Annotated in this window: 20 protein-coding genes; 6 read left to right on the top strand and 14 right to left on the bottom strand. The window is 67.7% G+C overall.

Going from position 1 to position 21,066, the window contains the following annotated elements; all coding sequences use genetic code 11:
- Window positions 1-11: 11 nt before the first annotated feature.
- On the bottom strand, window positions 12-1,019 hold the full coding sequence (locus tag AU185_RS13620; RefSeq protein WP_059099907.1) for a peptidylprolyl isomerase: 1,008 nt from the start codon (window positions 1,017-1,019) through the stop codon (window positions 12-14).
- Complete coding sequence (locus AU185_RS13615; protein ID WP_059099908.1) at window positions 1,019-1,888, bottom strand: peptidylprolyl isomerase; 870 nt, start codon at window positions 1,886-1,888, stop codon at window positions 1,019-1,021. The genes AU185_RS13620 and AU185_RS13615 overlap by 1 nt, the downstream gene beginning before the upstream one ends.
- 103 nt (window positions 1,889-1,991) lie before the next feature.
- Between AU185_RS13615 and AU185_RS13610 the strand changes: the two genes are divergently transcribed.
- Window positions 1,992-2,678, top strand: coding sequence for an MBL fold metallo-hydrolase (locus tag AU185_RS13610; RefSeq protein WP_059100155.1), 687 nt, complete (start codon window positions 1,992-1,994; stop codon window positions 2,676-2,678).
- A gap of 9 nt (window positions 2,679-2,687) precedes the next feature.
- Window positions 2,688-3,953 carry a histidine--tRNA ligase gene (hisS, locus tag AU185_RS13605; protein ID WP_059099909.1) on the top strand — a complete coding sequence of 422 codons (1,266 nt, stop codon included), beginning with the start codon at window positions 2,688-2,690 and terminating at the stop codon, window positions 3,951-3,953.
- On the opposite strand, the gene AU185_RS13600 is transcribed toward hisS, so the two are convergent.
- A complete protein-coding gene (locus AU185_RS13600) occupies window positions 3,950-4,594 on the bottom strand; it encodes a carboxymuconolactone decarboxylase family protein (protein ID WP_059099910.1) in 645 nt (214 codons plus the stop codon). The genes hisS and AU185_RS13600 overlap by 4 nt on opposite strands.
- Window positions 4,595-4,611: 17 nt before the next feature.
- Window positions 4,612-5,142 carry a hypothetical protein gene (locus tag AU185_RS25360; RefSeq protein ID WP_172800213.1) on the bottom strand — a complete coding sequence of 177 codons (531 nt, stop codon included), beginning with the start codon at window positions 5,140-5,142 and terminating at the stop codon, window positions 4,612-4,614.
- 132 nt (window positions 5,143-5,274) lie between these two features.
- Here AU185_RS25360 and AU185_RS13590 point away from each other — a divergent pair, with 132 nt between their 5' ends.
- Window positions 5,275-5,694 (top strand): Rv2576c family protein, encoded by a 420-nt coding sequence (locus AU185_RS13590; protein ID WP_156425520.1) that lies wholly within the window; start codon window positions 5,275-5,277, stop codon window positions 5,692-5,694.
- A 27-nt stretch (window positions 5,695-5,721) separates the two neighbouring features.
- On the opposite strand, the gene helR is transcribed toward AU185_RS13590, so the two are convergent.
- Window positions 5,722-7,899: an RNA polymerase recycling motor ATPase HelR gene (gene helR / locus AU185_RS13585; protein ID WP_502687987.1), complete on the bottom strand. Its 2,178-nt coding sequence runs from the start codon at window positions 7,897-7,899 to the stop codon at window positions 5,722-5,724.
- A gap of 158 nt (window positions 7,900-8,057) precedes the next feature.
- On the opposite strand from helR, the gene AU185_RS13580 reads away from it, so the two are divergent.
- Complete coding sequence (locus AU185_RS13580; protein ID WP_059099911.1) at window positions 8,058-9,074, top strand: Rv2578c family radical SAM protein; 1,017 nt, start codon at window positions 8,058-8,060, stop codon at window positions 9,072-9,074.
- Here the strand turns inward: AU185_RS13580 and AU185_RS13575 are convergent.
- The 4 genes from AU185_RS13575 to AU185_RS13560 form a co-directional block, all read right to left on the bottom strand.
- Entirely contained in the window at window positions 9,071-10,327 is a 1,257-nt protein-coding gene (locus tag AU185_RS13575) for an acyl-CoA dehydrogenase family protein (protein WP_059099912.1), read from the bottom strand. The two genes, AU185_RS13580 and AU185_RS13575, sit on opposite strands and share 4 nt — an antisense overlap.
- Window positions 10,324-11,469, bottom strand: coding sequence for an acyl-CoA dehydrogenase family protein (locus AU185_RS13570; protein WP_059099913.1), 1,146 nt, complete (start codon window positions 11,467-11,469; stop codon window positions 10,324-10,326). The genes AU185_RS13575 and AU185_RS13570 overlap by 4 nt, the downstream gene beginning before the upstream one ends.
- A gap of 74 nt (window positions 11,470-11,543) precedes the next feature.
- Window positions 11,544-12,767, bottom strand: a complete 1,224-nt coding sequence (locus AU185_RS13565) for an amidohydrolase family protein (RefSeq protein WP_059099914.1) — start codon at window positions 12,765-12,767, stop codon at window positions 11,544-11,546.
- Between the two features lie 110 nt (window positions 12,768-12,877).
- Window positions 12,878-13,537, bottom strand: coding sequence for a TetR/AcrR family transcriptional regulator (locus AU185_RS13560; protein WP_059100159.1), 660 nt, complete (start codon window positions 13,535-13,537; stop codon window positions 12,878-12,880).
- A gap of 81 nt (window positions 13,538-13,618) precedes the next feature.
- Between AU185_RS13560 and AU185_RS13555 the strand changes: the two genes are divergently transcribed.
- A complete protein-coding gene (locus AU185_RS13555; protein ID WP_059099915.1) occupies window positions 13,619-14,515 on the top strand; it encodes an acyl-CoA thioesterase in 897 nt (298 codons plus the stop codon).
- A 108-nt stretch (window positions 14,516-14,623) separates the two neighbouring features.
- On the opposite strand, the gene AU185_RS13550 is transcribed toward AU185_RS13555, so the two are convergent.
- The 5 genes from AU185_RS13550 to ypfJ are packed head-to-tail and all read right to left on the bottom strand — an operon-like array spanning window position 14,624 to window position 19,489.
- Entirely contained in the window at window positions 14,624-15,445 is an 822-nt protein-coding gene (locus AU185_RS13550; protein WP_059099916.1) for a mycofactocin-coupled SDR family oxidoreductase, read from the bottom strand.
- Window positions 15,446-15,460: 15 nt separating this feature from the next.
- Window positions 15,461-16,207 carry an SDR family oxidoreductase gene (locus AU185_RS13545; RefSeq protein WP_059099917.1) on the bottom strand — a complete coding sequence of 249 codons (747 nt, stop codon included), beginning with the start codon at window positions 16,205-16,207 and terminating at the stop codon, window positions 15,461-15,463.
- Window positions 16,208-16,235: 28 nt separating this feature from the next.
- Window positions 16,236-16,913 carry an MBL fold metallo-hydrolase gene (locus AU185_RS13540; protein ID WP_059099918.1) on the bottom strand — a complete coding sequence of 226 codons (678 nt, stop codon included), beginning with the start codon at window positions 16,911-16,913 and terminating at the stop codon, window positions 16,236-16,238.
- Window positions 16,914-16,953: 40 nt separating this feature from the next.
- On the bottom strand, window positions 16,954-18,600 hold the full coding sequence (locus tag AU185_RS13535) for a DUF885 domain-containing protein (RefSeq protein ID WP_059099919.1): 1,647 nt from the start codon (window positions 18,598-18,600) through the stop codon (window positions 16,954-16,956).
- Window positions 18,593-19,489, bottom strand: a complete 897-nt coding sequence (gene ypfJ, locus AU185_RS13530; RefSeq protein ID WP_059099920.1) for a KPN_02809 family neutral zinc metallopeptidase — start codon at window positions 19,487-19,489, stop codon at window positions 18,593-18,595. Before ypfJ ends, AU185_RS13535 begins: the two co-directional genes overlap by 8 nt.
- Before the next feature lie 31 nt (window positions 19,490-19,520).
- Here ypfJ and AU185_RS13525 point away from each other — a divergent pair, with 31 nt between their 5' ends.
- Entirely contained in the window at window positions 19,521-21,026 is a 1,506-nt protein-coding gene (locus AU185_RS13525) for a carboxylesterase/lipase family protein (protein WP_059100160.1), read from the top strand.
- Window positions 21,027-21,066 lie beyond the last annotated feature (40 nt).

The raw sequence follows: 21,066 nt of genomic DNA, 5'->3' as shown, positions 1-21,066 counted from the left end.
GAGTCGGCGGGTCAGTCGAGTCGGATCGATTCGATCAAGACCTCGGCGGCGGGCTCGCCGTCCTCGCTGCCGTCGGCGACGCCCGTGGCCGCGATCTTGTCCAGCGTGGCCAGGCCGGTCTCGTCGATCGTGCCGAACACCGTGTACGTCGGCGGTAGCTGCGAATCCTCGTAGACGAGAAAGAACTGGCTGCCGTTGGTTCCGACGCCCGCGTTGGCCATCGCCAGCGTTCCGCGCGGATAGCGGATCGGCGTCTCGATCGCCGGATCGCTCAACCGGAACTGGTTGGTCGGATATTCGTTCGGAAACTGGTAGCCCGGCCCACCGATGCCGGTGCCGCTCGGGTCGCCGCACTGCAGCACCCCGAGGGTGTCGCTCGTGGTCAGGCGGTGACACGGCGTGTCGTCGAAGAAGCCCTGCTGGGCCAGGCTGGCGAAGTTGTTGACCGTGCACGGGGCCTTGGCGTTGTCGAGCTGAAGGCCGATGTTGCCCCTGTTGGTGGTCATGCTGGCGCTGACGAGCTCGGGGTCGGTCGGCACCCGGCCGGTTCGCGGCGGCTTGGCCGGCTTGCTGGCCGGTTCGGAGGCCGGCGGGTACTGGCAGTTCGCGCCGAGCGTGGCGGGCGGCTTGAATTCCGGAAGCTCGTTGGTCTGCAGGCCCGGCGTCGCCGTGACGTCCGGGTAGCTCGGGTCCGTGCCGTCGAGCGACTCGAGTTCGCGCGCCACCGTCGCGACGAAGATGACGCTGACGACGATGATCAGCACCGTCGCCACGGTCACCAGGTATCCGATGACCAGGCCGGCGATCGCCAGGCCACGGCCCTCCTCACCGGTTCTCTTGATCTGCGACAGCGAAATGTGGCCGAACAGGATGCCCAGCGGCGCAAAGACGAACGCGCACACCAGCGCCACGACGGCCAGCGTGTTCGTCTGCTTGGGCGGCGGATAACCGTAGTAATGCGGCGGATAGGCGTGCGGCGGTGGCTGCGGCTGGAATCCGCCGCTCGGCGGTGTCGTCATCAGTCCAGCAGGATCGACTTCACCTTGACCGGAGTGGCCGGTGCACCGTCCTGACCGCCGCCGGCGACGCCGGCCTTGGCGATCTTGTCCAGCGTGGCCAGGCCGGTTTCGTCGATCCTGCCGAACACCGTGTAGTTCGGTGGCAGCTTCGAGTCCTGGTAGACGAGGAAGAACTGGCTGCCGTTGGTGTTCGCGCCGGCGTTGGCCATGGCGACGGTGCCGCGCGGATAGGTGACCGGCTCTTGAAGCTTCGGGTCGCCGGGTTGGTACTGGTTGGTCGGATACTCGTTGGCGAACGAGTAACCCGGGCCGCCGGTGCCGTCGCCGACCGGGTCACCGCACTGCAGCACCTTGAGCTGTTCGGCCGTGGTCAGCCGGTGGCAGGTGGTGCCGTCGAAGTAGCCCTGCTGGGCGAGGCTGGCGAAGTTGTTGACCGTGCACGGTGCCTTGGCGTTGTCGAGTATCAGGCCGATGTTGCCCTGGTCGGTCGACATGCTGACGCTGACCTCGGCGGGGTCGGTGGGCACCTTGCCGGAGCGCGGCGGCTTGACGTCCTTGCTGGCCTTTTCCGCCGACGCCGGATACTGGCAGTTCTCGCCAAGTCCGGCGGGTGCGACGAACGCGGGCAGCCCGCCCGGCGCCGACGGCGCGGCGGAGGCGGGGGAGCTTTCGGTGGCGGCCGCCGTCTGACTGCCCGAATCCCTGGTGATGACGACCGTGGCGACCACCGCGGCGATCACGACGATCGCGCCCGCGACCGAGGCGACGATGGTGTACAGACGCCGCTTGCGTGCTTTTTCCTCGCGGCGTTCCATCTGCCGCTCGAGTTTGCGCTTCGCTGTCGCCCGCCGCTGTTCGTTGGTCGGCACCGCCGGTGTCCTCCTCGTGTCGATCGGTCGGAAACGAGTGTGCCAGGCGTTGCTGAGTGTGGCGCTGCGCCCCACGTCATCGCGGGGTGGGAAACTGGAGGCCGTGTTCATCACCGGGTTTGCGGCCGGCATGCTGGCGTGTAACTGCTACGTGCTGGCCCCACGGACCGGGGCCGACGCCATCGTCGTCGACCCCGGTCAGCGGGCGATGGGGCCGCTGCGCCGGATCCTGGACGACAACCACCTGACACCCGCGGCGGTGCTGCTGACCCACGGGCACATCGACCACATCTGGTCGGCACAGAAGGTGGCGGACACCTACGGCTGCCCGGCATATATCCATCCCGAGGACCGCTTCATGCTGACCGACCCGATCAAGGACTTCGGGGCCGGTTTCCTCGGCGGGCTTGCCCGCAATGCTTTCGGGGCGCTGTTCCGGGAGCCGAAGCAGGTCGTCGAACTCGACAGGGACGGCGACAAGGTCGAGTTGGGTGGCGTCACGGTCACCATCGACCACACGCCGGGCCACACCCGCGGGTCGGTGGTGTTCAGCGTCGACTCGGCCATCGGGTCGGGCCCCGGCTCGGTGGTGTTCACGGGCGATACCCTGTTCCGGCAGTCGGTGGGCCGCACGGACCTGCCGGGCGGCAGCGGCCGGGACCTGCTCGGCTCGATCGTCAACAAACTGTTGGTGCTCGACGACGACACCGTGGTACTACCGGGACACGGCCCGAAGACCACGATCGGCGTCGAACGCCGCACCAACCCGTTCCTCGAAGGCTTGACCTAGTGAGCTCCAGTGAGTGATTTTCAGGCGCCCAAGGGCGTCCCGGACTACCTGCCGCCCGATTCGGCACAGTTCGTCGGCGTGCGCGACGGTCTGCTCGACACGGCCCGGCGTGCCGGTTACGGCGACATCGAACTGCCGATCTTCGAGGACACCGCGCTGTTCGCCCGGGGGGTGGGCGAGTCCACCGATGTGGTGTCGAAGGAGATGTACACCTTCGCCGATCGCGGTGGCCGGTCGGTGACCCTGCGACCCGAAGGCACCGCGGGCGTGATTCGCGCCGTCATCGAGCATGGGCTCGACCGTGGCCCGCTGCCGGTCAAGCTGTGCTACGCCGGACCGTTCTTCCGGTACGAACGCCCGCAGGCCGGCCGTTACCGCCAGCTGCAGCAGGTGGGCGTGGAGGCCATCGGTGTTGACGACCCGGCCCTCGACGCCGAGGTGATCGCGATCGCCGATGCCGGTTTCCGCTCGCTGGGGCTCGACGGCTTCCGTCTCGAGATCACCTCGCTGGGCGACGACACCTGCCGTCCGCAGTACCGAGAGTTGTTACAGGAGTTCCTGTTCAAGCTCGACCTCGACGAGGAGACACGCCGGCGCGCGGAGATCAACCCGCTGCGGGTGCTCGACGACAAGCGCCCTGCGGTGCGCGCGATGACCGCCGACGCGCCGGTGATGTTGGATCACCTGTCCGATGTCGCCAAGCAGCACTTCGACAGTGTGCTGGCGCATCTCGACGCGCTGGAGGTGCCGTACGTCATCAATCCGCGGATGGTGCGCGGGCTGGACTACTACACCAAGACGACGTTCGAGTTCGTGCATGACGGCTTGGGTGCCCAGTCGGGTATCGGCGGCGGTGGTCGCTACGACGGGCTGATGGCCCAGCTCGGCGGAAAAGACCTGTCCGGCATCGGATTTGGTCTGGGTGTCGATCGCACGGTGTTGGCGCTGAAGAAGGAGGGCAAGAGCGTCGGCGGGACGGCGCGGGTCGACGTATTCGGTGTTCCGCTGGGGGAGCAGGCAAAGGTGCGGCTGGCGGTGTTGGCTGCGCGTTTGCGTGCGGCGGGCGTGCGGATCGACCTGGCCTACGGCGACCGGGGCATCAAGGGTGCGATGCGCGCCGCGGACCGCTCGGGTGCGTTGCTTGCGCTGGTGGCGGGTGACCGCGATATCGAGGCGGGCACCATCGGTGTGAAGAGCCTGGCGACGGGGGAGCAGAAGGACGTCGCGGTCGAGGGCGTGTTGGCCGAGGTGCTTTCACGCCTCAACCGCGCCTAATTCTCGTCGCCCGAGGTGGCGGCGCCGATGTCGAGTGTGTCGCTGCCGTCGGCGGCCTTCACTTCGACAACCGGGTCGTCGCGGTCGTCGAACTCCAGCCGCAGGGCCCGCGACATGATCGCATGCATCACATACATCGTTGTGGTGTAGGTGAATTCGAGGATCTCGCGATCGCCGAAGACCTCGCGCAACTGTTCGAACAGCCGCTCGGGCACTCGGCCCTGCTGACCCGCCAGGCAGTCGGTGTAGGCGAGTAGTAGGCGTTCGGTGTGGTCGAAGCAGTCGGCGGTCTGCCAGGACGGGATCGCGGCGATCTTCTCCTCCGACAGCCCCGCCGACCGACATGCCTTGCAGTGCTGGGAGAAAACGAACTGGCTACCCACCACCCAGCCGGCCCGAATCTGGCCCAGCTCCCGGTGGTCGGGCCGGATGGTGACCTCCTCGCGGTAGAGCCGAAAGCCGCGGACCGCGTGTCGCAACGCCGCAGGGGATTGGGCGAACACCGTCCACCAGTCCCCGGTCGTCCCGCCGATGGTGCCGGGTTCGGCGATCGGATCGCGGTCGCCGAACATGAAGTCGTACATGTTCAGCGTGAATTCGTCGCTGACCTTCGCGCGCGGAACCGGATCGAGTCGTGGCATGGTGCTCTCCTGGTGATTCAGCCGGCGCCGCGGGCGACTGAGTTGAGCAGCTCATCCACGTGGCCGACCCCGCCGTCGAACGGATTGCCGCGCTTGAGCAGCTTCGTCCCACCCGGAGTCAGCGCTACGAGTTTCGGTGAGCTGGAACCGATCTGGAATTTCCGGGCGAACCGCACCTGGTCGAGCTGCACCAGCGCGCCGCCGCGGTAGCTGAACAGTCCGAGCTTGCGGTCGAGTACCGCTGCCGGCCGGCACTCGTGCAGCGGTCGGCTCCGCATGCGACGGAACTTGCGCACGATGACGAACGTCACCGCCGCAAGCGCCACACCGACCGCCACGAACGCCGCTCCCAACGTGCGGGATGGAACGCCTGACAGCACGGCGACGACACCGAAACCTGCCACCACGAGCGTCACAATGCCGAGCACGAATGCCAGCACTGTCAGGAATCCGGTGCCTCGGTCGACGAGGAGTACCCGCCGGCCGTCGTCGGTGACGACGAGCCCGCCGGTGTCGGCGAGCACGCGGCTCTCGGTTGGGCTGTCCACGGGTGAACTGTGCCATTCGCCCGTCGCGAACGTGCGCAAACCGCCGAATGATGGCGGCGTGTCGCGCGCAGACGCGCACGCTCGTCCAAAGATGGCCGTAACGATTTGGTACCGTCCGGCGATGTGACGGTCATGCGAACAGCTACAGCCAAGGTCGGGGCGGCCTTCATGGTGGCAGCGGCGTCGGTCGCGGTCAGCCATGCGACGGCGGACGCTCAGTCGGCCGGTCATCAGGTCCGGTACACGTTGACGTCGACAGGCGCCGCCGACTTCCAGCTCAACTATCTGATAGCGCAACCTCCGAGCAAGGAGGCCTACAACGCCGACGCGTACGCCTACCTGAAAAAGGAGACGGTGAATTTGGCGCCGGGCGTGCCGTGGGTGTTCGAGACCACGCTCGAGGACCCGCAGTGGGCGATCCTGACCGCGAGCACCGGCGTGCACGCGATGACGGCCCCGCCGAACCCGCACTGCGAGATCACGATCGACGGTCAGATCGCCGTGCAGCAGGACGGTCCCTACACCGTGCAGTGCCAGCTGAGCCAGTGGTGAACGCGTCGCTGACCGTCTGACGTTCGGTCAGTCGGCCACGGCTTCCACCTGGCTCAGTCCACTCAGAGCCGGCGGCAACGGTTCGCAGTGCAGCACGCCGAGTCGTTGGGTGGCGCGAGTCAGAGCGACGTAGAGGTCGGCGGCGCCGCGAGTGCCGTCGGCCAGGATCCGGTCCGGCTCCACGACCAGAACCGCGTCGAACTCCAGGCCTTTCGTCTCGGCCGGTGACACCGTTCCCTGCGCCCCAGGTGGTCCGATCACGACGCAGGTGCCCTCGCGGCCGGCCTCGTCGCGGACGAAATCCTCGATGGCGCGCGGCAATTCGTCTTCGCTGACGTGTCGTGACCACGGCCGGACACCGCTGGCGCGAACCGATTCGGGAGGCTGCACCCCGGGGGCGAACTCGCCGAGAAGGCCGGCGGCGACGGCCATGATCTCCGCCGGCGTGCGGTAGTTCACCGTCAGCGGCCGGTAGACCCAACGTCCAGCCACATACGGATCGAGCATCGCGGCCCATGACGCCGCGCCCGCCGCCGATCCGCGCTGGGCGAGATCGCCGACCACGGTGAACGACTTGCTCGGGCAGCGACGCATCAACACCCGCCACTCCATTTCGGACAATTCCTGTGCTTCGTCGACGACGACGTGCCGGTACGTCCAATCGCGGTCCGCGGCAGCGCGGTCGGCGAGGTCGCGGGTATCGCGTTCGACGAAGCGGTCGGCGAGCTCCTCGGCCTCGAGCAGGTCGGTGGCGATCAGATGGTCCTCGTCGTCCATCAGATCCTCGCGGGCGACCATCAGGTCCAGCACCCCGGCGGCGTACGCGGCCTCCTCCTGCCGTTCCTTCTCCGCGGCGGCATCGGGCTTGATGCCGCCGAGCATGTCGACCAGTTCGTCGAGCAGCGGCACATCCGACACCGTCCAGGCGTCGCCCTGCGCGCGCCACAGCGAGTCGTCCGCGCCTGCGGCCGTGAGTCGTTGGCGGGATTCGTAAAGCTCCGCCAACAGTGTGTGCGGCGTCAACTCGGGCCAGAGCCGGTCGAGCGCCGCAGCGAACTCATCGTGATCACCGAGCTCGTCGAGCAGTTCGGCCCGCAGGTGCTCCCATGCCTGCTTGTCGTCGCGAGTCAGCCAGCCCCTGCCGATCCGGGCGATCGCGCGCTCGGTCAGCACCCACGTTATGACGTCGATGAACACCGCCCGGGCGTCGTTGTGCGGCAGACCGCTTTCCCGTGCTTCCTGAATGGCCCACTCGGCGGTTTCGGCATCGATCTGCACGGTGACGTCGGCCAGCTTGACGGGCAGCGGCTGCTCGGGGACGCGTTGCCGGTCGGCGATCGCCGCCGCCAGCACGTCGAGCATCTTCAATGAGCCCTTCGCCCGCACCGCGTCCGGCTCGTCCTCGGCGGTGGCCCGCACACCGGGAACGAGGTCGCCGGTCGTCATGAAGACGACGTTGGTCTCGCCCAACGACGGCAGCACCCGGCCGATGTGGCGCAGGAACGCCGGGTTCGGGCCGATCACCAGCACCCCGTGGCGTTCCATCCGCTCCCGCTGGGTGTAGAGCAGGTACGCGACGCGGTGCAGGGCGACGACGGTCTTACCCGTGCCGGGTCCACCTTCGATCACCAGGACGCCCGGGTGGTCGAGTCGGATGATCTCGTCCTGTTCGGCTTGGATCGTCGCGACGATGTCGCGCATCCCGTCGCCGCGCGGCGCGTTGACCGCCGCCAGCAGCGCCGCGTCGCCGCGCTCGCCGCCGGCGGGTCTGCCGAGGACTTCGTCGGTGAAGTCGGTGACGCGACGCCCGAGGGAGTGAAACTGGCGGCGCCGACGCATGCCCTCGGGGCGGGCGCCGGTCGCGACGTAAAACGCGCGCGCCGCCGGCGCCCGCCAGTCGAGCAGCAGCGGTTCGTACTCGTCGGCCTCGTCGAACAATCCGATGCGACCGATGTAGAGGCGTTCGCCTGCGACGCTGTCCAACCGGCCGAAGCACAGTCCGTGATCGGCCACGTCGAGGCGGTTCATCCGCTTGGCGACCGCGCGCACCTCCGCATCGCGGTCGACGAGCGACCCGCCGTCGCCACGCAGCGCCGCGCTATAGCGCTCCTTCACTCGGGCGCGCTCGGCGTCGAGGCGCGCATACAAACCGGTTATATATCGCTGTTCCGACCGCAATTCGTCGTCGTAGCCATCGATCGGCACGCCGCCCCACTTTCTTTCAGCTCACCACCGAGTTTCGGGTCAGGCCAGCGATTTTGAGCCATCACCCCGGCCTTGCCGCAAGCCCCCCGGTGCGTTTATAGCTTGAAAGAGGGAAGCGGTCCTTGACACTGTATCGAACATGGGTTCGAATCGAATACATGCGGTGGGATGGTCAGGGCGTCGGGGTCGACGATGGCGCGCTGCCCGGCCTGCAGCGTATCGGTTTCGTGCGCAGCGTGCGGACGCCGCAGTTCGACGGCATCACCTTCCACGAAGTGCTGTGCAAGTCAGCGCTGAACAAGGTGCCCGACATGTCGGCGCTGCCCTTCAAGTACACCGTCAACGGCTATCGCGGGTGCTCGCACGCCTGCCGCTACTGCTTCGCGCGCCCCACCCACGAGTACCTCGACCTCGACTGCGGCCGCGACTTCGACACTCAGGTCGTGGTCAAGACCAACGTCGCCGACGTGCTGCGCCGCGAACTGTCGCGCAAGTCATGGCGGCGCGAGACCGTGGCGCTCGGCACCAACACCGATCCGTACCAGCGGGCCGAAGGCCGTTACGCGCTGATGCCGGGCATCATCTCGGCGCTGACCGATTCCGGCACGCCGTTCTCCATCCTCACCAAGGGCACCCTGCTGCGACGCGATCTGCCGCTGATCAGCGAGGCCGCGCGACGGGTGGAGGTCAGCGTCGCGGTCTCGCTCGCGGTAGGCGACCACGATCTGCACAAGCAGGTCGAGCCGGGGACGCCGGGACCGCAGGCTCGGCTCGGCTTGATCGCCGCGATCCGTGACGCCGGGCTGGACTGCCATGTGATGGTGGCGCCGGTGTTGCCCTATCTGACGGACTCGGTCGAGCACCTCGATGCGTTGCTCGCCCAGATCGCGGCGGCCGGGGCCACCGGCGTCACGGTGTTCGGACTTCATCTGCGCGGCTCCACGCGCGGCTGGTTCATGAACTGGCTGACCCGCGATCACGCCGAACTGGTGCCGAGGTATCGCGAGCTCTACCGCCGCGGGGCGTACCTTCCGCCGGACTACCGAAAGACGTTGCGCGACAGGGCCGCACCGCTTATCACCAAGCACGGGCTGGCGCCGGAGCGCCGCTCGTTCCGGGTCGCGGACACGCCGCCCGCAGCGCCGGCCGAGGTGCTGCAGCCCACGCTGTTCTAGCCCCTGTTGCGCCGGACCTCTTTGAACGGCACACCGCGGTCGGCGGCCGGTTCGCGGGGGAAGCCCAGAACTCGCTCACCGATGATGTTGCGCGCGATCTCCGTGGTCCCGCCGCCGAGCGCCGCGGCCTGCCGGGACAGATACCGCTCGCCGTAGCGGATCAGGTCACCATCGACGTCGACCACGCCGGCGCTGCCGGTGATGGCCAACGCCGTGTCGAACTCCAGATGGTGGATGTCGGCGTGCGCGATGCGGATGATCGAACCCGCCGCCGGAGGGAGCGAGCCGTCGAGCACGCCGTGGTACACGTGGTCGATCAACTGCTCCCGGACCGCGCGATGCACCAGTGCTCGTCCCGCCATCTCGCGAAGGCGCTCGTTGTCGGGCTGTCCGGTCTTCTCCAGCAGTGCGACATAGTCGATCGGCACATCGGACTTGCCCTCGGCGCCAACGCCGCTGGCGAACTCCGAGCCGCCGCCGACCGCGCGCCGCTCGTGGTACAGCTGACGCGACGCCACATGCCAGCCTGCGTCGACCTCGCCGACGACGGCGTCGTCGCCGAGTTCGAGGTTGTCGAAGAACTCCTCGCAGAACTCGACCGAACCGTTGACCTGCTTGATGCGGCGCAAGGTGATGCCGGGGCTGTTGATCGGCACCAGGAACATGGTCAGGCCCTCGTGCTTGGGCACATCCCAGTTGGTGCGGGCCAGCATCAACCCGTAGTCGGCCGCGAAGGCGCTTGTGCTCCAGGTCTTTGCGCCGTTGATGACCCATTTGTCACCCTTGCGGTCGGCGCGGGTGATCACGCCGGCGAGGTCGGAGCCGCCGCTGGGTTCGGACAGCAGCTGCACGAGCACCTCCTCGCCGCGCAGGGCGGCGGAGATGTGCTGGCGTTTCTGCTCCTCGCTGCCGGTGTCGAGAATGGTGGCCGCGCAGATCGTGAACGTCGGGGTGTTGAGAATGACCGGCAGCTCGTAACAGCGGGATACGTTGTCGAACGCTTTCTGATATGCGATCGGCAGGCCGAGACCGCCGTACTCCTTCGGGAAACAGATTCCGGCAAATCCGCCGTCCCACAGCTTCTTTTGAAGTTCCCGAGCCCGCTGCCAGGGTTCTTCCTCGCCGCGGTCGTGTTCGGGTGGGTCGTTCGGATCGATCGGCGGCATGTTCTCGGCCAGCCACCGCTCGGCGCGGGCGGCGAACTCCTCGACCGACTCCTGGGTGGTGGCGCGCGCGGATGTCGTGTCGGTCATGACGCTTGCTCCGCCTTGGTGAGCGCGTAGACGCGCAGGTTGTGGTCCTCGGGTGTGCCGAACAGCGAGCGGTACAGCGTGGCCCGTCGCAGGAACAAGTGCAGGTCGTGCTCCCAGGTCACCCCGATGCCGCCATGCAGCTGCACGCACAGCTGAAGCATTCCTGGTGCGTGTTCGCCCACGTAGGATTTCGCGACGCTGACCGCCATCTCGGCGCTGGGGGAGCGCGATGCCACCTCGGCAACGGCGGCGTTCGTCGTCGCACGACAGCCTTCGAACCAGATCTTCAGGTCGGCGAATTTGTGCTTGAGCGCCTGATACGAGCCCAGTGGGCGGCCGAACGAATGCCGGTCGAAGCCCCACTGGATCGTGAAGGCCAGCACCGTCTCCAGGATGCCGACGATCTCGGCGCATTGCAGGAGCACGGCGAGCTGGCTCTGCCGCTCGACCAGCGCGGGCGTGTGTTCGGCCGACCCGACGGCTGCGGACTCGCCGACCTCGACACCGTCGAACTGCACCCGCGCGTAGCTCTTCACCATGTCGATCGAGCGTTGCGGTTCGACCCGCACGCCGGGAGCGTCCGCGGGTACCAGGAACTGGCGCACGGCTCCGTCGGATTGCGCTGTGACGAGGAAAGTTTCGCTGTCAGCGCCGGCCTCGACCCGGTCCTTGACACCGTCGATGCGGAAGCCGGCGCCGGTGGGTGTCGCGGTGACCGACGGCGTCAGCGGCGACCACGGCCGACCGGGTTCGTAGACCGCCCAGGTGGCCACCATCTCACCGGCGATCAGCGCTTCGATGGTGTCTTGATGGTTGTCGGGCGCCTCGGCCAGCCCGGCCAGTACGGTGCTGACCGGATGCAGCGGGCCGGGTGCGACGGTCTTTCCGGCGATCTCGGCCACCAGCGCCAGGTCTCTGACGCCCCCGGAGACGCCGCCGGACACGCTGCCACCGCCGAGGTCCTCGGGGACGAGCAGGCTCGTCCAGCCGAGTTCGGCGGCCCGGCGCCACCAGCCGGGATCGAACGCGGTTCCCGCGTCGTGCAGTTCGCGTATTCGACTCAGCGGCACCTCTTTTTCGAGGAATGACTGTGTCGTCGAGGCGAAGAGCAGCACCTCGGGATTGTTCGCGCTGTCGGTCACTGGCTCGCTTTCGTGGTGGTGCGAACGTGCGTGCCGACGGGTCGACACGCACGTTCGCGACGTGTGCCTCTAGGTCAGGCGGGAATGACGAGCGCAGGCACGTCGGGGTTGTGGACGATCTCGTTCGGAACCTTGAACAAGTCGATCATGTTGCCGCCCATGACCTTCTGCTGTCCCTCCGCGTCGAGGGCCTGCAGGTCGTCGATCAGGTGCGTCGGCTCGGCCAACCCCTCCGGATGCGGCCAGTCCGAACCGAAGATCACCCGGTCGACGCCGAGGAGATCGGCCATCTGCTTGAAGTCGTCCTCCCAGAAGGGCGCGACGTACACCCCGCGCTTGAAGGCCTCGATCGGATTCTCCGGGAACTCCTGGGGCATCTTCTTGTACACGCCCTCGAACTGCTTGAACAGGTAGGGCACCCAGTCCGCGCCGTTCTCGATCGACAGGACGCGCAGTTCGGGATTGCGCGTCAACGCACCGTGGCACACCAACGCGGCCATCGAATCCTCGATCGGGCGCTTGCCCATCGAGACCATGCGGAACGCCGTCGGTTTGAACGGCAAGTACTCGTCGGCGGGTTCCCAGTCGTTGAGGTACTCGGCGTATCCGGAGTCCGAGGCGTGCATCGACACCGGGATACCGGCCTTCACGCACGCCTGCCAGAACGGGTCGAACTCCGGCAGGCCGAACGACCGGGTGCCCTTCAAACCGGGCACCGGCGCGGGACGGACGAGGACGGTCTTGGCGCCGCGCTCCAAACACCACTCGAGTTCGGAGAGGGCGCGGTCGACGATGCCGAGGTTGATGACCGGCGTGGAGAAGATGCGGTCCTCGTAGTTGAACTGCCAGGTCTCGTACATCCATTCGTTGAGCGCATGGATCACGTCGAGGATCAGTTCCGGATCGTCCTTCATCCGTTCCTCGACGAGGCTCGCCAGCGTCGGGAACATCAGGGAATAGTCGAGCCCCAGCCCGTCCATCACCTCGAGTCGCGCGGCGGGCTCGCGGAAGGCGGGAATGGCTTTCATCGGCTTGCCCATGACCTCGCGGAAGCTCTTGCCGCCGCTGCCGTGCTTGAAGTACTCCTCCTGCGCGCCGGGTCGGGCGACGACCTCGAAGGTCGGGTTCGGGATGTAGTCGCTGACCTGGTTGCGCACCATGATCTTGGTGCGGCCGCGGACCTCGATGTAGTCGATGACGTGCTTGCGATGGTCCGGAAGGAACTTGGTCAGCGCCTCTTTCGGCTCGTAGAAGTGGTTGTCGGCGTCGAACACCGGGTAGGGAAGCTGGCGGGCCATTTGCGCCTCCTGGAAGTCTGCTTGGCTGATTGTGGTAATGACATTACCACTTTCGGACCAGCGAAAACAGCGGCGTCGAGAAGGTGGTTTTTCTGCCGGCGCGACGCAGGTCAGGCCGGGTCGGCCGGGCCAGTGAGCCCGCTCAGGCAGTAGTCGTAGATGTCGTCGGCGCCGATCGGAACGCCGTTGAGCTCGGCGCCGAGCACCTGCAGCCGGATCGCACCCAGCGCGGATTGCATGATCAGCGCCGCTCGGGCCTCGACGTTCACGTCGGCGCGGAAGACGCCCTCGGCGATCCCGCGGTTGATGATGTCCTTGATCAGCTCGTGCACCGGCGAGAGCACCCGGGCGTACTCGCGGGGCAACGTCTCGGCGAGCCGGTCGTTGTAGTTGGTCAGGCCGCGGTTGACCTTGTCCTGGGTCGTCGTCTCCGGCGGTGTGCAGATGCGGTCGACGAGGACCCGAAGTGCGGTGGTGGCCGGCAGCCCGGCGGTGTCCTCGCGCCACCGGCGCGTCGACTCGGACATGATCTTGTCGACGAGTGCGAGCAGCAACTCGTCCTTGGTGGAGAAGTGCTGATAGAACGACCGCAGCGACGTCTTGGAGCGCTCGACGACTTCGAGCACCGTGAAATCCGTGCGGCCGGTTTCACCGAGGATCGCCAGCGCCGACTTCATGAAGCGCTTGGGCCGGGACTCGGACTCGGCGGGGTCGTCCGGTGACGCGACCCGGGCGGTTCCGGCCGCCGTACGTCCGCTCGGCTTGGCCATCGTCGGCACCTTCCCGCTCATCGGTGGTTCGCTGGTAATGACGTTACCGCTTTTGCGGAAGCTCGGTTACTGTTCCCTGTCATGACGACAGACTCAGCGCAGGAGCCAGCCAAGGAGCTGTGGACGGTCGAGGAGCTGCTCGACCTGTTCGACGTGCGGCCCGATGGGGAGAACCGGTTCATCGCCGAAACCGGTCCCGTCGGCGAGCAGGACCGGCAGGTGGTGGAGGGCACGCAGGTGCTCGCCCAGGTCATCGTGGCGGTGGCGAAACGCTTCGGGGGCAAATCGGTGCGCTCGGTGTACGCGGTCTTCTCGCGTGCGGTCATGGTCGGGGCCGGTCCGCTGGAGCTGGAGATCGACGTCGTCAACGAAGGCCGGTCGACCGCAACGGCGATCGTGTCGGCCAAGCAGAACGGTAAACGGTGCGTGACGGTGACGGTGTTGACCGACGTGCCAACGCCCGACGTCATCCGCCACGCGTTGCCGCGCCCCGACGTCAAGCCGCCCGCCGAGGCGAACGACGCCCGGATGCCCATGACCGGCAGGGAGATCCGGCTCATCGACGTGGTCGACGTGAACAGTCCCGACGAGGTGGGGCCGCCGGAGCTGTACGCCTGGGTGCACTACGAGCCGATCCCGACCCGCGACGAGCTCGCGAAGGCGCTCGTTGCCTATCTCACTGGGCACCTTGGTATTTCGACGACAATGCGGGCACACGAGGGGATCGGCACGGCGCAGTCGCATCTGACCGTGTCGACCGCGCCGATGACGGTGTCGGTCAGCTTCCACGAGCCGTTCCGGTGGAACGGTTGGTTGCTGTACGGCCACGAGAGCACTCAGGTCGGGGCGGGCATGTCGTACGTGCGCGGCACGGTGCACACCGAATCCGGTGAGCTGATCGCGTCGTTCGCGCAGGACGCGCTGATCCGGCCGCTGCGCAAGACCGACACGGCGATCAAGGAGCAGTCCCGGCTCTAGGCGGGGCGTCACCTCTATCCGCGAGCAGACGGAAATTGTCCCGAACTGCGGCGAAAATGGGTCAATTTGCGTCTGTCCCCTGCTTACCCGTGGGCCCACGCGCAGGAATCAAATCTTGAGATAGCCCTTGTCCGCGGGGATCTGGGCGGCGGTCACGAGTGACGACGCGTCGCTGGCCAACCAGACCACGATGTCGGAGATCAGGTCGGGGTCGGCCAGCGACTCGGTCGGCAGCGCGCCGGGCGAGAAGCTGTGGATATAGGTCGGATGGTCGGCGAAGGTCTGCCACATCGAGGTGTCGTTGCCCATGGGGGTGTCGGTGCCGTACGGATGAACGGAGTTCACCCGGATGCCGAACTCTCCCAGTTCGACCGCGAGCGAATTGGTCAGTGCGACAACGCCGAACTTGCTGGCGCAGTAGTGGCCCGCGCCCGGGACTGCCTTGATGCCCGCCGCCGAGCTGATGTTGATGATCGATCCACCGTTGCCCGCCTCGATCATCGGTGGCACCACCGCCTTGATGGTGTTCCAGACGCCGGTCAAGTTGATGTCGAGGACGTCCTGCCACTGCTGTGCCGAGATCTCCCACAGCCGGCCCCAATTCATCACGCCGGCGTTGGCGACCACGATGTCGAGGCGGCCGAACTGCTCGAGCGCGTCGGACACCACGCGTTGCTGTCCGGCCGCATCGCGAACGTCGACGCGGTCGGCGACGATCTTGCGCCCTTCGCCCTCGACGAGGCTCACCGTCTCGGCGAGGTCCTCGGGTGCCGTGGGCGGATAGCCGTTGTGCTCGGCGACCGGTCCGCACGCGTCGATCGCGACGATGTCGGCGCCTGCGCGGGCCAACCGGACGCAGTGCGAACGGCCTTGGCCGCGGGCGGCGCCCGTCACGTAGGCCACCTTGCCCGCCAAGGGAAGTTCCGTCACGCTGGATGCTCCTGTCTACTCGGCGCCCGCGGCGAGCCAGTCGTCGAATGTCGTCGCAGCGATGCGGGCATTCTCGCTCGGTAGCAACACGTTCCCGGCCATCGACAGGCCGAAAACGCCATCCCAGGTCGGGATGAGCTTGACCCGGCGGCCGCGAGCTTCGAGGGTGCGGCGGGCCATGTCGACGAGGTCTTGCGGCTCGGGTCCGGCGACGTCGACATACCGGCCCTGGGGTTGGCCGGTGGCGACCTCGGCGAGGACCTCGGCGATGTCGTCGGGCGCGATCGGCTGCACGAGCAGCGGCGCGATGGTGGCCACTCCGTCATGCTCGGTCCAACCGGCGACCATGGCCGCGAAATCGTGAAATTGGGTGGCCGGCACCACTGTCCAGGGCACCGGTCCCTCGGCGACGAGGCGCTCCTGTTCGCGTTTACCCGCGTAGTGGGCGTTGCCCTCGATGCCGTGGATCCCCACGATCGACAGCAGGACGTGGTGGCGCACTCCTGCCCGATGCTCGGCGGCAAGCAGGTTGCGCGTGGTGGCCCCGAAGTATTCGGTCGTCTTCTCACGGTCGGTGGGAGGTGCGCTGATCGCGTCGATGACCGCGTCCACGCCGGTGAGCGCCTCGTCGAGACCCGCACCGGTCATCAGATCGACGCCGAGTGAGCGGCTGATCCTCACAACCTCATGGCCGTCGCGTTCGAGTAACGCGGCGGTGCGGGCGCCGATGTTTCCCGTCGCTCCCGCGACAGCGATGCGCATGGCTGGACCCCTTTCGGTGACGGACCGGTCACCCGCTCAGTGTGGCAGCCACTTCGCGGAGGCGGGCGCCGGCACCCGAGACGATCGGCTCGCCGTGCCCGAAACAGGCGGTGTCGACGTCGAGCGCGGCGAGCCGTCCGAACGATGCCACCGTACGTGCGCGGTCTTGGTTGAAGGTGCCCAGCATGACGGTTCCCACATTGGCGATGGTGTCGCCGGTGAGCAGTACGCCGTGGCGCGGCAGGTGGATCGCGACGCTGCCCTCGGTGTGCCCCGGCACGGACAGGATCTCGGCGCCGCCACCGAAGTCGAGGACATCACCGTCGTGCAGCTCCCGGTCCACCGGTACGGGATCCGCCGCAGCGGGCAGTCCGGCGGCGACCCGCTCATGGATCGGCAGCTCCCACTCTTCGAACACCGGTGGGGGAAGGGCGGCGCCGGCGCGGATCGCGGCGGCGTCGCCGGCACCGGCCATCACCGTGGCCCCGGTCGACTCCCGTAGCTGCGCCGCCGAGCCGGTGTGGTCGACGTGCCCGTGCGTCAACACGATTCGGTCGATACCCGGTACTGCGTCGCTGATGGCCGGACCCGACCCGGGCGCGCCGGTGTCGATCAGCGTGACCGAATCACCGTCCCGCCACACGTAGACCTGCCAGCCGTCGACGACGAGCATGGTGAGCTTCGGTGTGACGGTCACGGATTCCATGCGCTAACGGTAGAGACTCTCGGCCAGCGAAAGAAGGGACTCAGCTGGCGGCGAAACCGCCCGACAGCGCGGACCGCAGCACGTCGAGCGGCAGACCACCGAGATCCAGTGCGCGGCTGTGGAATTCCTTGAGCGACACGCCTCGACCCAGTATGTCGTCGCGCAGCTGCTGCCAGATTCGCTGCCCGATCGCATACGACGGTGCCTGGCCCGGCCACCCGAGGTAGCGGTCGAGTTCGAACTGCAGGTGCTCCTCGTTCATCGCGCTGTGCGACACCAGGAACTCCCACGCCCGCTCGGCGTCCCAGACGCCGCCGTCGGGCGCCGTCAGCCCGCAGTGCACGCCGATGTCGATCACCACTCGGGCGGCGCGAAACCGTTGTGCGTCGAGCATTCCGATTCGATTCCCCGGATCGTCGAGCCAGCCGAGTTCGGCCATCAGCCGTTCGGCGTACAGCGCCCAGCCCTCGCCGTGTCCCGACACCCAGCAGCCCAGCCTGCGCCAGCGGTTGAGTTGGTCGGCCAGCACGACGGCGCGGCCGATCTGCAGGTGGTGGCCGGGCACCCCCTCGTGGAACACGGTCGTCGTCTCCTGCCAGGTGTGGAACGTCTCCACTCCATGCGGAACCGACCACCACATCCGACCCGGTCTGCTGAGGTCTTCCGACGGGCCGGTGTAGTAGATGCCGCCGGTGTGCGTCGGCGCGATGCGACATTCCAGACGCCGCAACGGTTCCGCGATCTCGAAGTGCGTGTCGGCGAGCGACTCCACCGCACGGTCGGACAGGTCCTGCATCCAGGCCTGCAGCGCGTCCACGCCGTGCACGAGGTAGCGCTCTTCACCGTCCAGGCGGCGCAGTGCGTCGGCGATCGACGCGCCCGGATAGAGCTGCTGCGCGAGGCTTTCCTGTTCTGCGACAATGCTTTCCAGCTGAGCCCGACCCCACTCGTACGTCTCGTCGAGATCCACCTCGGCACCGAGGAAGGACCGCGACCACAACCGGTAGAGGTCGCGGCCGACCGCGTCCTCCGCGCGCGCGTGCGGGGCGATCTCGTCCCCGAGGATCCTGCCGAGTTCGCGGTAGGCGTTCGCGGCGACGGCGGCGTTGTGCTGAAGTTCGTCGTGCAGCGCGGAATTATCCGGCGCGGCGTCGGCCACCATCACCACCAGCAGGTGCTGGATGCTCGCGGCCTGATCGATGCCCCGCACCACCTGACGCACCGCCGGCGGATGATCGCTCGCGATCGCGGCACGCAGCGCGTCGGCGTAGCCGGCCGCGCGCTCGGGAACCCGTGCCAGCCGGCGGGCGACCACCGCCCAGTCGTCGTCGGTTTCCGTCGGCATCAGGTCGAACACGTCGCGCATCGACTGCAGCGGTGAGGCGATCACGTTGATTTCGCCGACATCGAGGCCGGCGTCGTTGATTTCGACGAGGATGCCGAGGCGTTCGCGCATCGCGGCCACCGTCACCTCGTCGACCGCGTCGACTCCGGCGACGGTATCGAGTTCACGCAGCGTGTTGCGTGCTGCGTCGGCACGCGCGGCGACGCCGTCGGGGGAGTAGTCGGTGATCTCGTCGTCGTAGCCTGCGATGCCCATTTCCGTTGCCGCACAGGGGTCGAGCTCGGCCAACGTCGCGAGGTAGCGTTCGGCGACCGCGTCGACGGCCGTGGGTGCCCTACCCAAGGTCGTTGGTCGCGAACGTGTCGCACGCCTTCGGGTCGCCGGTGCGGTAGCCCTCGGTGAACCACTTCTGCCGCTGCGCTGCGGAACCGTGCGTCCACGCCTCGGGGTTGACCCGGCCGGTCGCCTGCTGCTGAATGCGGTCGTCGCCCACCGACGCAGCTGCCGACAGCGCGTCGGCGATGTCCTTGTCGGTCAACGGCTCCAGGAACGTCACGTCGGTGCCCTCCTGCTTGGTGATCGACGCGAAGTGTGCCCAGACACCGGCATAGCAGTCGGCCTGCAACTCGGTGCGCACCCCCGCGCCAGTCGCGCCTGCGGCGCCCGGACCTTGTGACCGGCCCAGTACACCCAACAGGTTCTGCACGTGATGCCCGTACTCGTGAGCGACGACATACTCCTGCGCCAACGGGCCACCGCTGGAACCGAATTGGTTCTTGAGCACGTCGAAGAACTCGACGTCGAAGTACGCGGTCTGGTCGGGCGGACAGTAGAACGGCCCGACGCTGGTGTCGGCGGGACCGCAGCCCGTCTGTACCGATCCGTCGAACAACTCCATGCGCGGGCGCACATACTCACCCGGCAGCAACTGCTCCCACACCGCGTCGACCGAGTTGCCGGTCGCCACCACCCGGCACTGCACGATCTCGTTCGCATCCTCGCCGGTCTTGCACTGGCTCAGATCGAAGCCCGGTGTCTCCACGCCCTGGCTGTCGTACTGGCCCTGCGATGGCATCACCGAGCTCGGGTCGACGCCGAGAAACAACGCCACGACGAGAATCACGAGGCCGCCGACTCCACCACCGACCGCGATGCCCCGGCCCGGGCCGCCCCCGCCGCCGCTCGACGAGGTGGTGCTCGTGTCGATCTGCATACCTTCGTTGAAGGTCATGACGTTCAGCTTTGCACACTACGATTCGCTCGTGGCACTCGTTGTCAGACATTCGAGCGTCGTGCACACCGACCTCGGCGATCTCCGCGGCACCACCGAGGGCGGCGTCGGGGTCTGGCGCGGGATTCCTTACGCCGAGCAACCGGTGGGCGATCGCCGATTCCTCGGTCCCGAGCCGAAGCGGCCGTGGCCGGGTCTTCGGGACGCGATCGAACACGGACCGCTGCCGCCGCAGGGCAAATCGTTTGTCGGCGGTGGCCGCGACGACCCCAAGGTCCGCGACGAAGCCTGCCTGACGTTGACGGTGTGGTCTCCGGACACCAAGGCGTCGCTGCCGGTGATGGTGTGGATCCCCGGCGGTGCCTTCGTCTACGGCGCCGGGCAGTTTCAGCTCTACAACGGCTCGCGGCTGGCCGCCAACGGCAACGTGGTCGTCGTCAACATCACCTACCGCATCGGCGTCTTCGGTGGTTTCGAGCTCGGTGACCTCGGCGAAGGGTTTGACGACAACCTCGCGTTGCGGGACCAGATCGCCGCGCTCGGGTGGATCCGTGACCACATCGCGGCGTTCGGCGGTGACCCGGCCCGCGTGACGGTGTTCGGTGAGTCCGCCGGCGGCACGTCGGTGCTCGCGCTGCTCGCCAGCCCGGCCGCCGAGGGGTTGTTCACCCGGGCGATCGCGCAGAGCCCGGCACTGCCGCTGATCGCCGACCGGCAGGTGCGGGCCGAGCAGGCCCACGAGTTCCTGCGCCGCCTGGGGGTGCCCGTCGCTGAGGTCAAGCGGCTACCGCAGCGCCAGTTGCGTCGCGTCGCGGGCGGGCTGCAACTCGAAAGCGCCGCCACCACGCCGACGTTGGCCTACGGGCTGACCTACGGCGTCGACCTGCTGCCGAGCCACCCGGTCGACGCCGCCCGCGACGGCAGGCTGCGGAGGGTGCCGCTGATCATCGGCACCAATAGCCACGAAGCGTCGATGTTCGCATGGACCAAACCGCCGATGCTGCCCACCACCCGCGCCTCGATAGACGCCTACTTCGAGCGCGTCGCCCCGGACGCCAAGGACCGGGTGCTGGCCGCATATCCCGACTATCCGCGCCGAAGGGCGTTGATCGCGTTCGGCTCTGATGTGATGTTCGGCGGACCGGCGTGGGCGTTCGCCGACGCCTACTGTGGCCACGCCCCGACGCACATGTACCGCTTCGACCACGTCGGCTTCAGCCTGCGGATGCTCGGCCTCGGTGCGACGCACGGCAGCGAGATCGTGCACATCCAACACAGCTACGCGTCGTATCTCGGCCGCAAGATGCACCCGCTCGGCCGGCGGTTGCAGCCGTCAGTCGGTCGGCGCATGCAGCGGACCTGGCTGGACTTCGCCGCCAAGGGGTGGGACACCGGCGAGATCCGGTGGTCCAGCGGGCACGACTGGCCGGTGTACGACACCGAGCGCCGCTACACCCGCATCATCATGTCGGCCCGCGACGACATCGTCGAAGACCCCGACGCCGAGCGTCGCCGGGCGTGGGCCGGGCTGTATTGAGCCCCGCCGCTTTGCGTCGCTTCCAACTCAGACGTCACAC

Origin of the sequence: Mycobacterium sp. GA-0227b (assembly GCF_001499855.1) — a bacterium.
Lineage (GTDB): Bacteria > Actinomycetota > Actinomycetes > Mycobacteriales > Mycobacteriaceae > Mycobacterium.
The sequence above is the reverse complement of the archived record's forward strand: the minus strand, read 5'-3'. Positions and strand labels throughout refer to the sequence as shown.

Bases quoted from the DNA above. Each gene is read 5' to 3' on its own strand.
- AU185_RS13620 (WP_059099907.1), bottom strand. From the start codon at position 1,019: ATGACGACACCGCCGAGCGGCGGATTCCAGCCGCAGCCACCGCCGCAC.
- AU185_RS13600 (WP_059099910.1), bottom strand. From the start codon at position 4,594: ATGCCACGACTCGATCCGGTTCCGCGCGCGAAGGTCAGCGACGAATTC.
- AU185_RS13590 (WP_156425520.1), top strand. From the start codon at position 5,275: ATGCGAACAGCTACAGCCAAGGTCGGGGCGGCCTTCATGGTGGCAGCG.
- AU185_RS13580 (WP_059099911.1), top strand. From the start codon at position 8,058: ATGCGGTGGGATGGTCAGGGCGTCGGGGTCGACGATGGCGCGCTGCCC.
- AU185_RS13575 (WP_059099912.1), bottom strand. From the start codon at position 10,327: ATGACCGACACGACATCCGCGCGCGCCACCACCCAGGAGTCGGTCGAG.
- AU185_RS13565 (WP_059099914.1), bottom strand. From the start codon at position 12,767: ATGGCCCGCCAGCTTCCCTACCCGGTGTTCGACGCCGACAACCACTTC.
- AU185_RS13560 (WP_059100159.1), bottom strand. From the start codon at position 13,537: ATGGCCAAGCCGAGCGGACGTACGGCGGCCGGAACCGCCCGGGTCGCG.
- AU185_RS13555 (WP_059099915.1), top strand. From the start codon at position 13,619: ATGACGACAGACTCAGCGCAGGAGCCAGCCAAGGAGCTGTGGACGGTC.
- AU185_RS13545 (WP_059099917.1), bottom strand. From the start codon at position 16,207: ATGCGCATCGCTGTCGCGGGAGCGACGGGAAACATCGGCGCCCGCACC.
- AU185_RS13540 (WP_059099918.1), bottom strand. From the start codon at position 16,913: ATGGAATCCGTGACCGTCACACCGAAGCTCACCATGCTCGTCGTCGAC.
- ypfJ (WP_059099920.1), bottom strand. From the start codon at position 19,489: ATGACCTTCAACGAAGGTATGCAGATCGACACGAGCACCACCTCGTCG.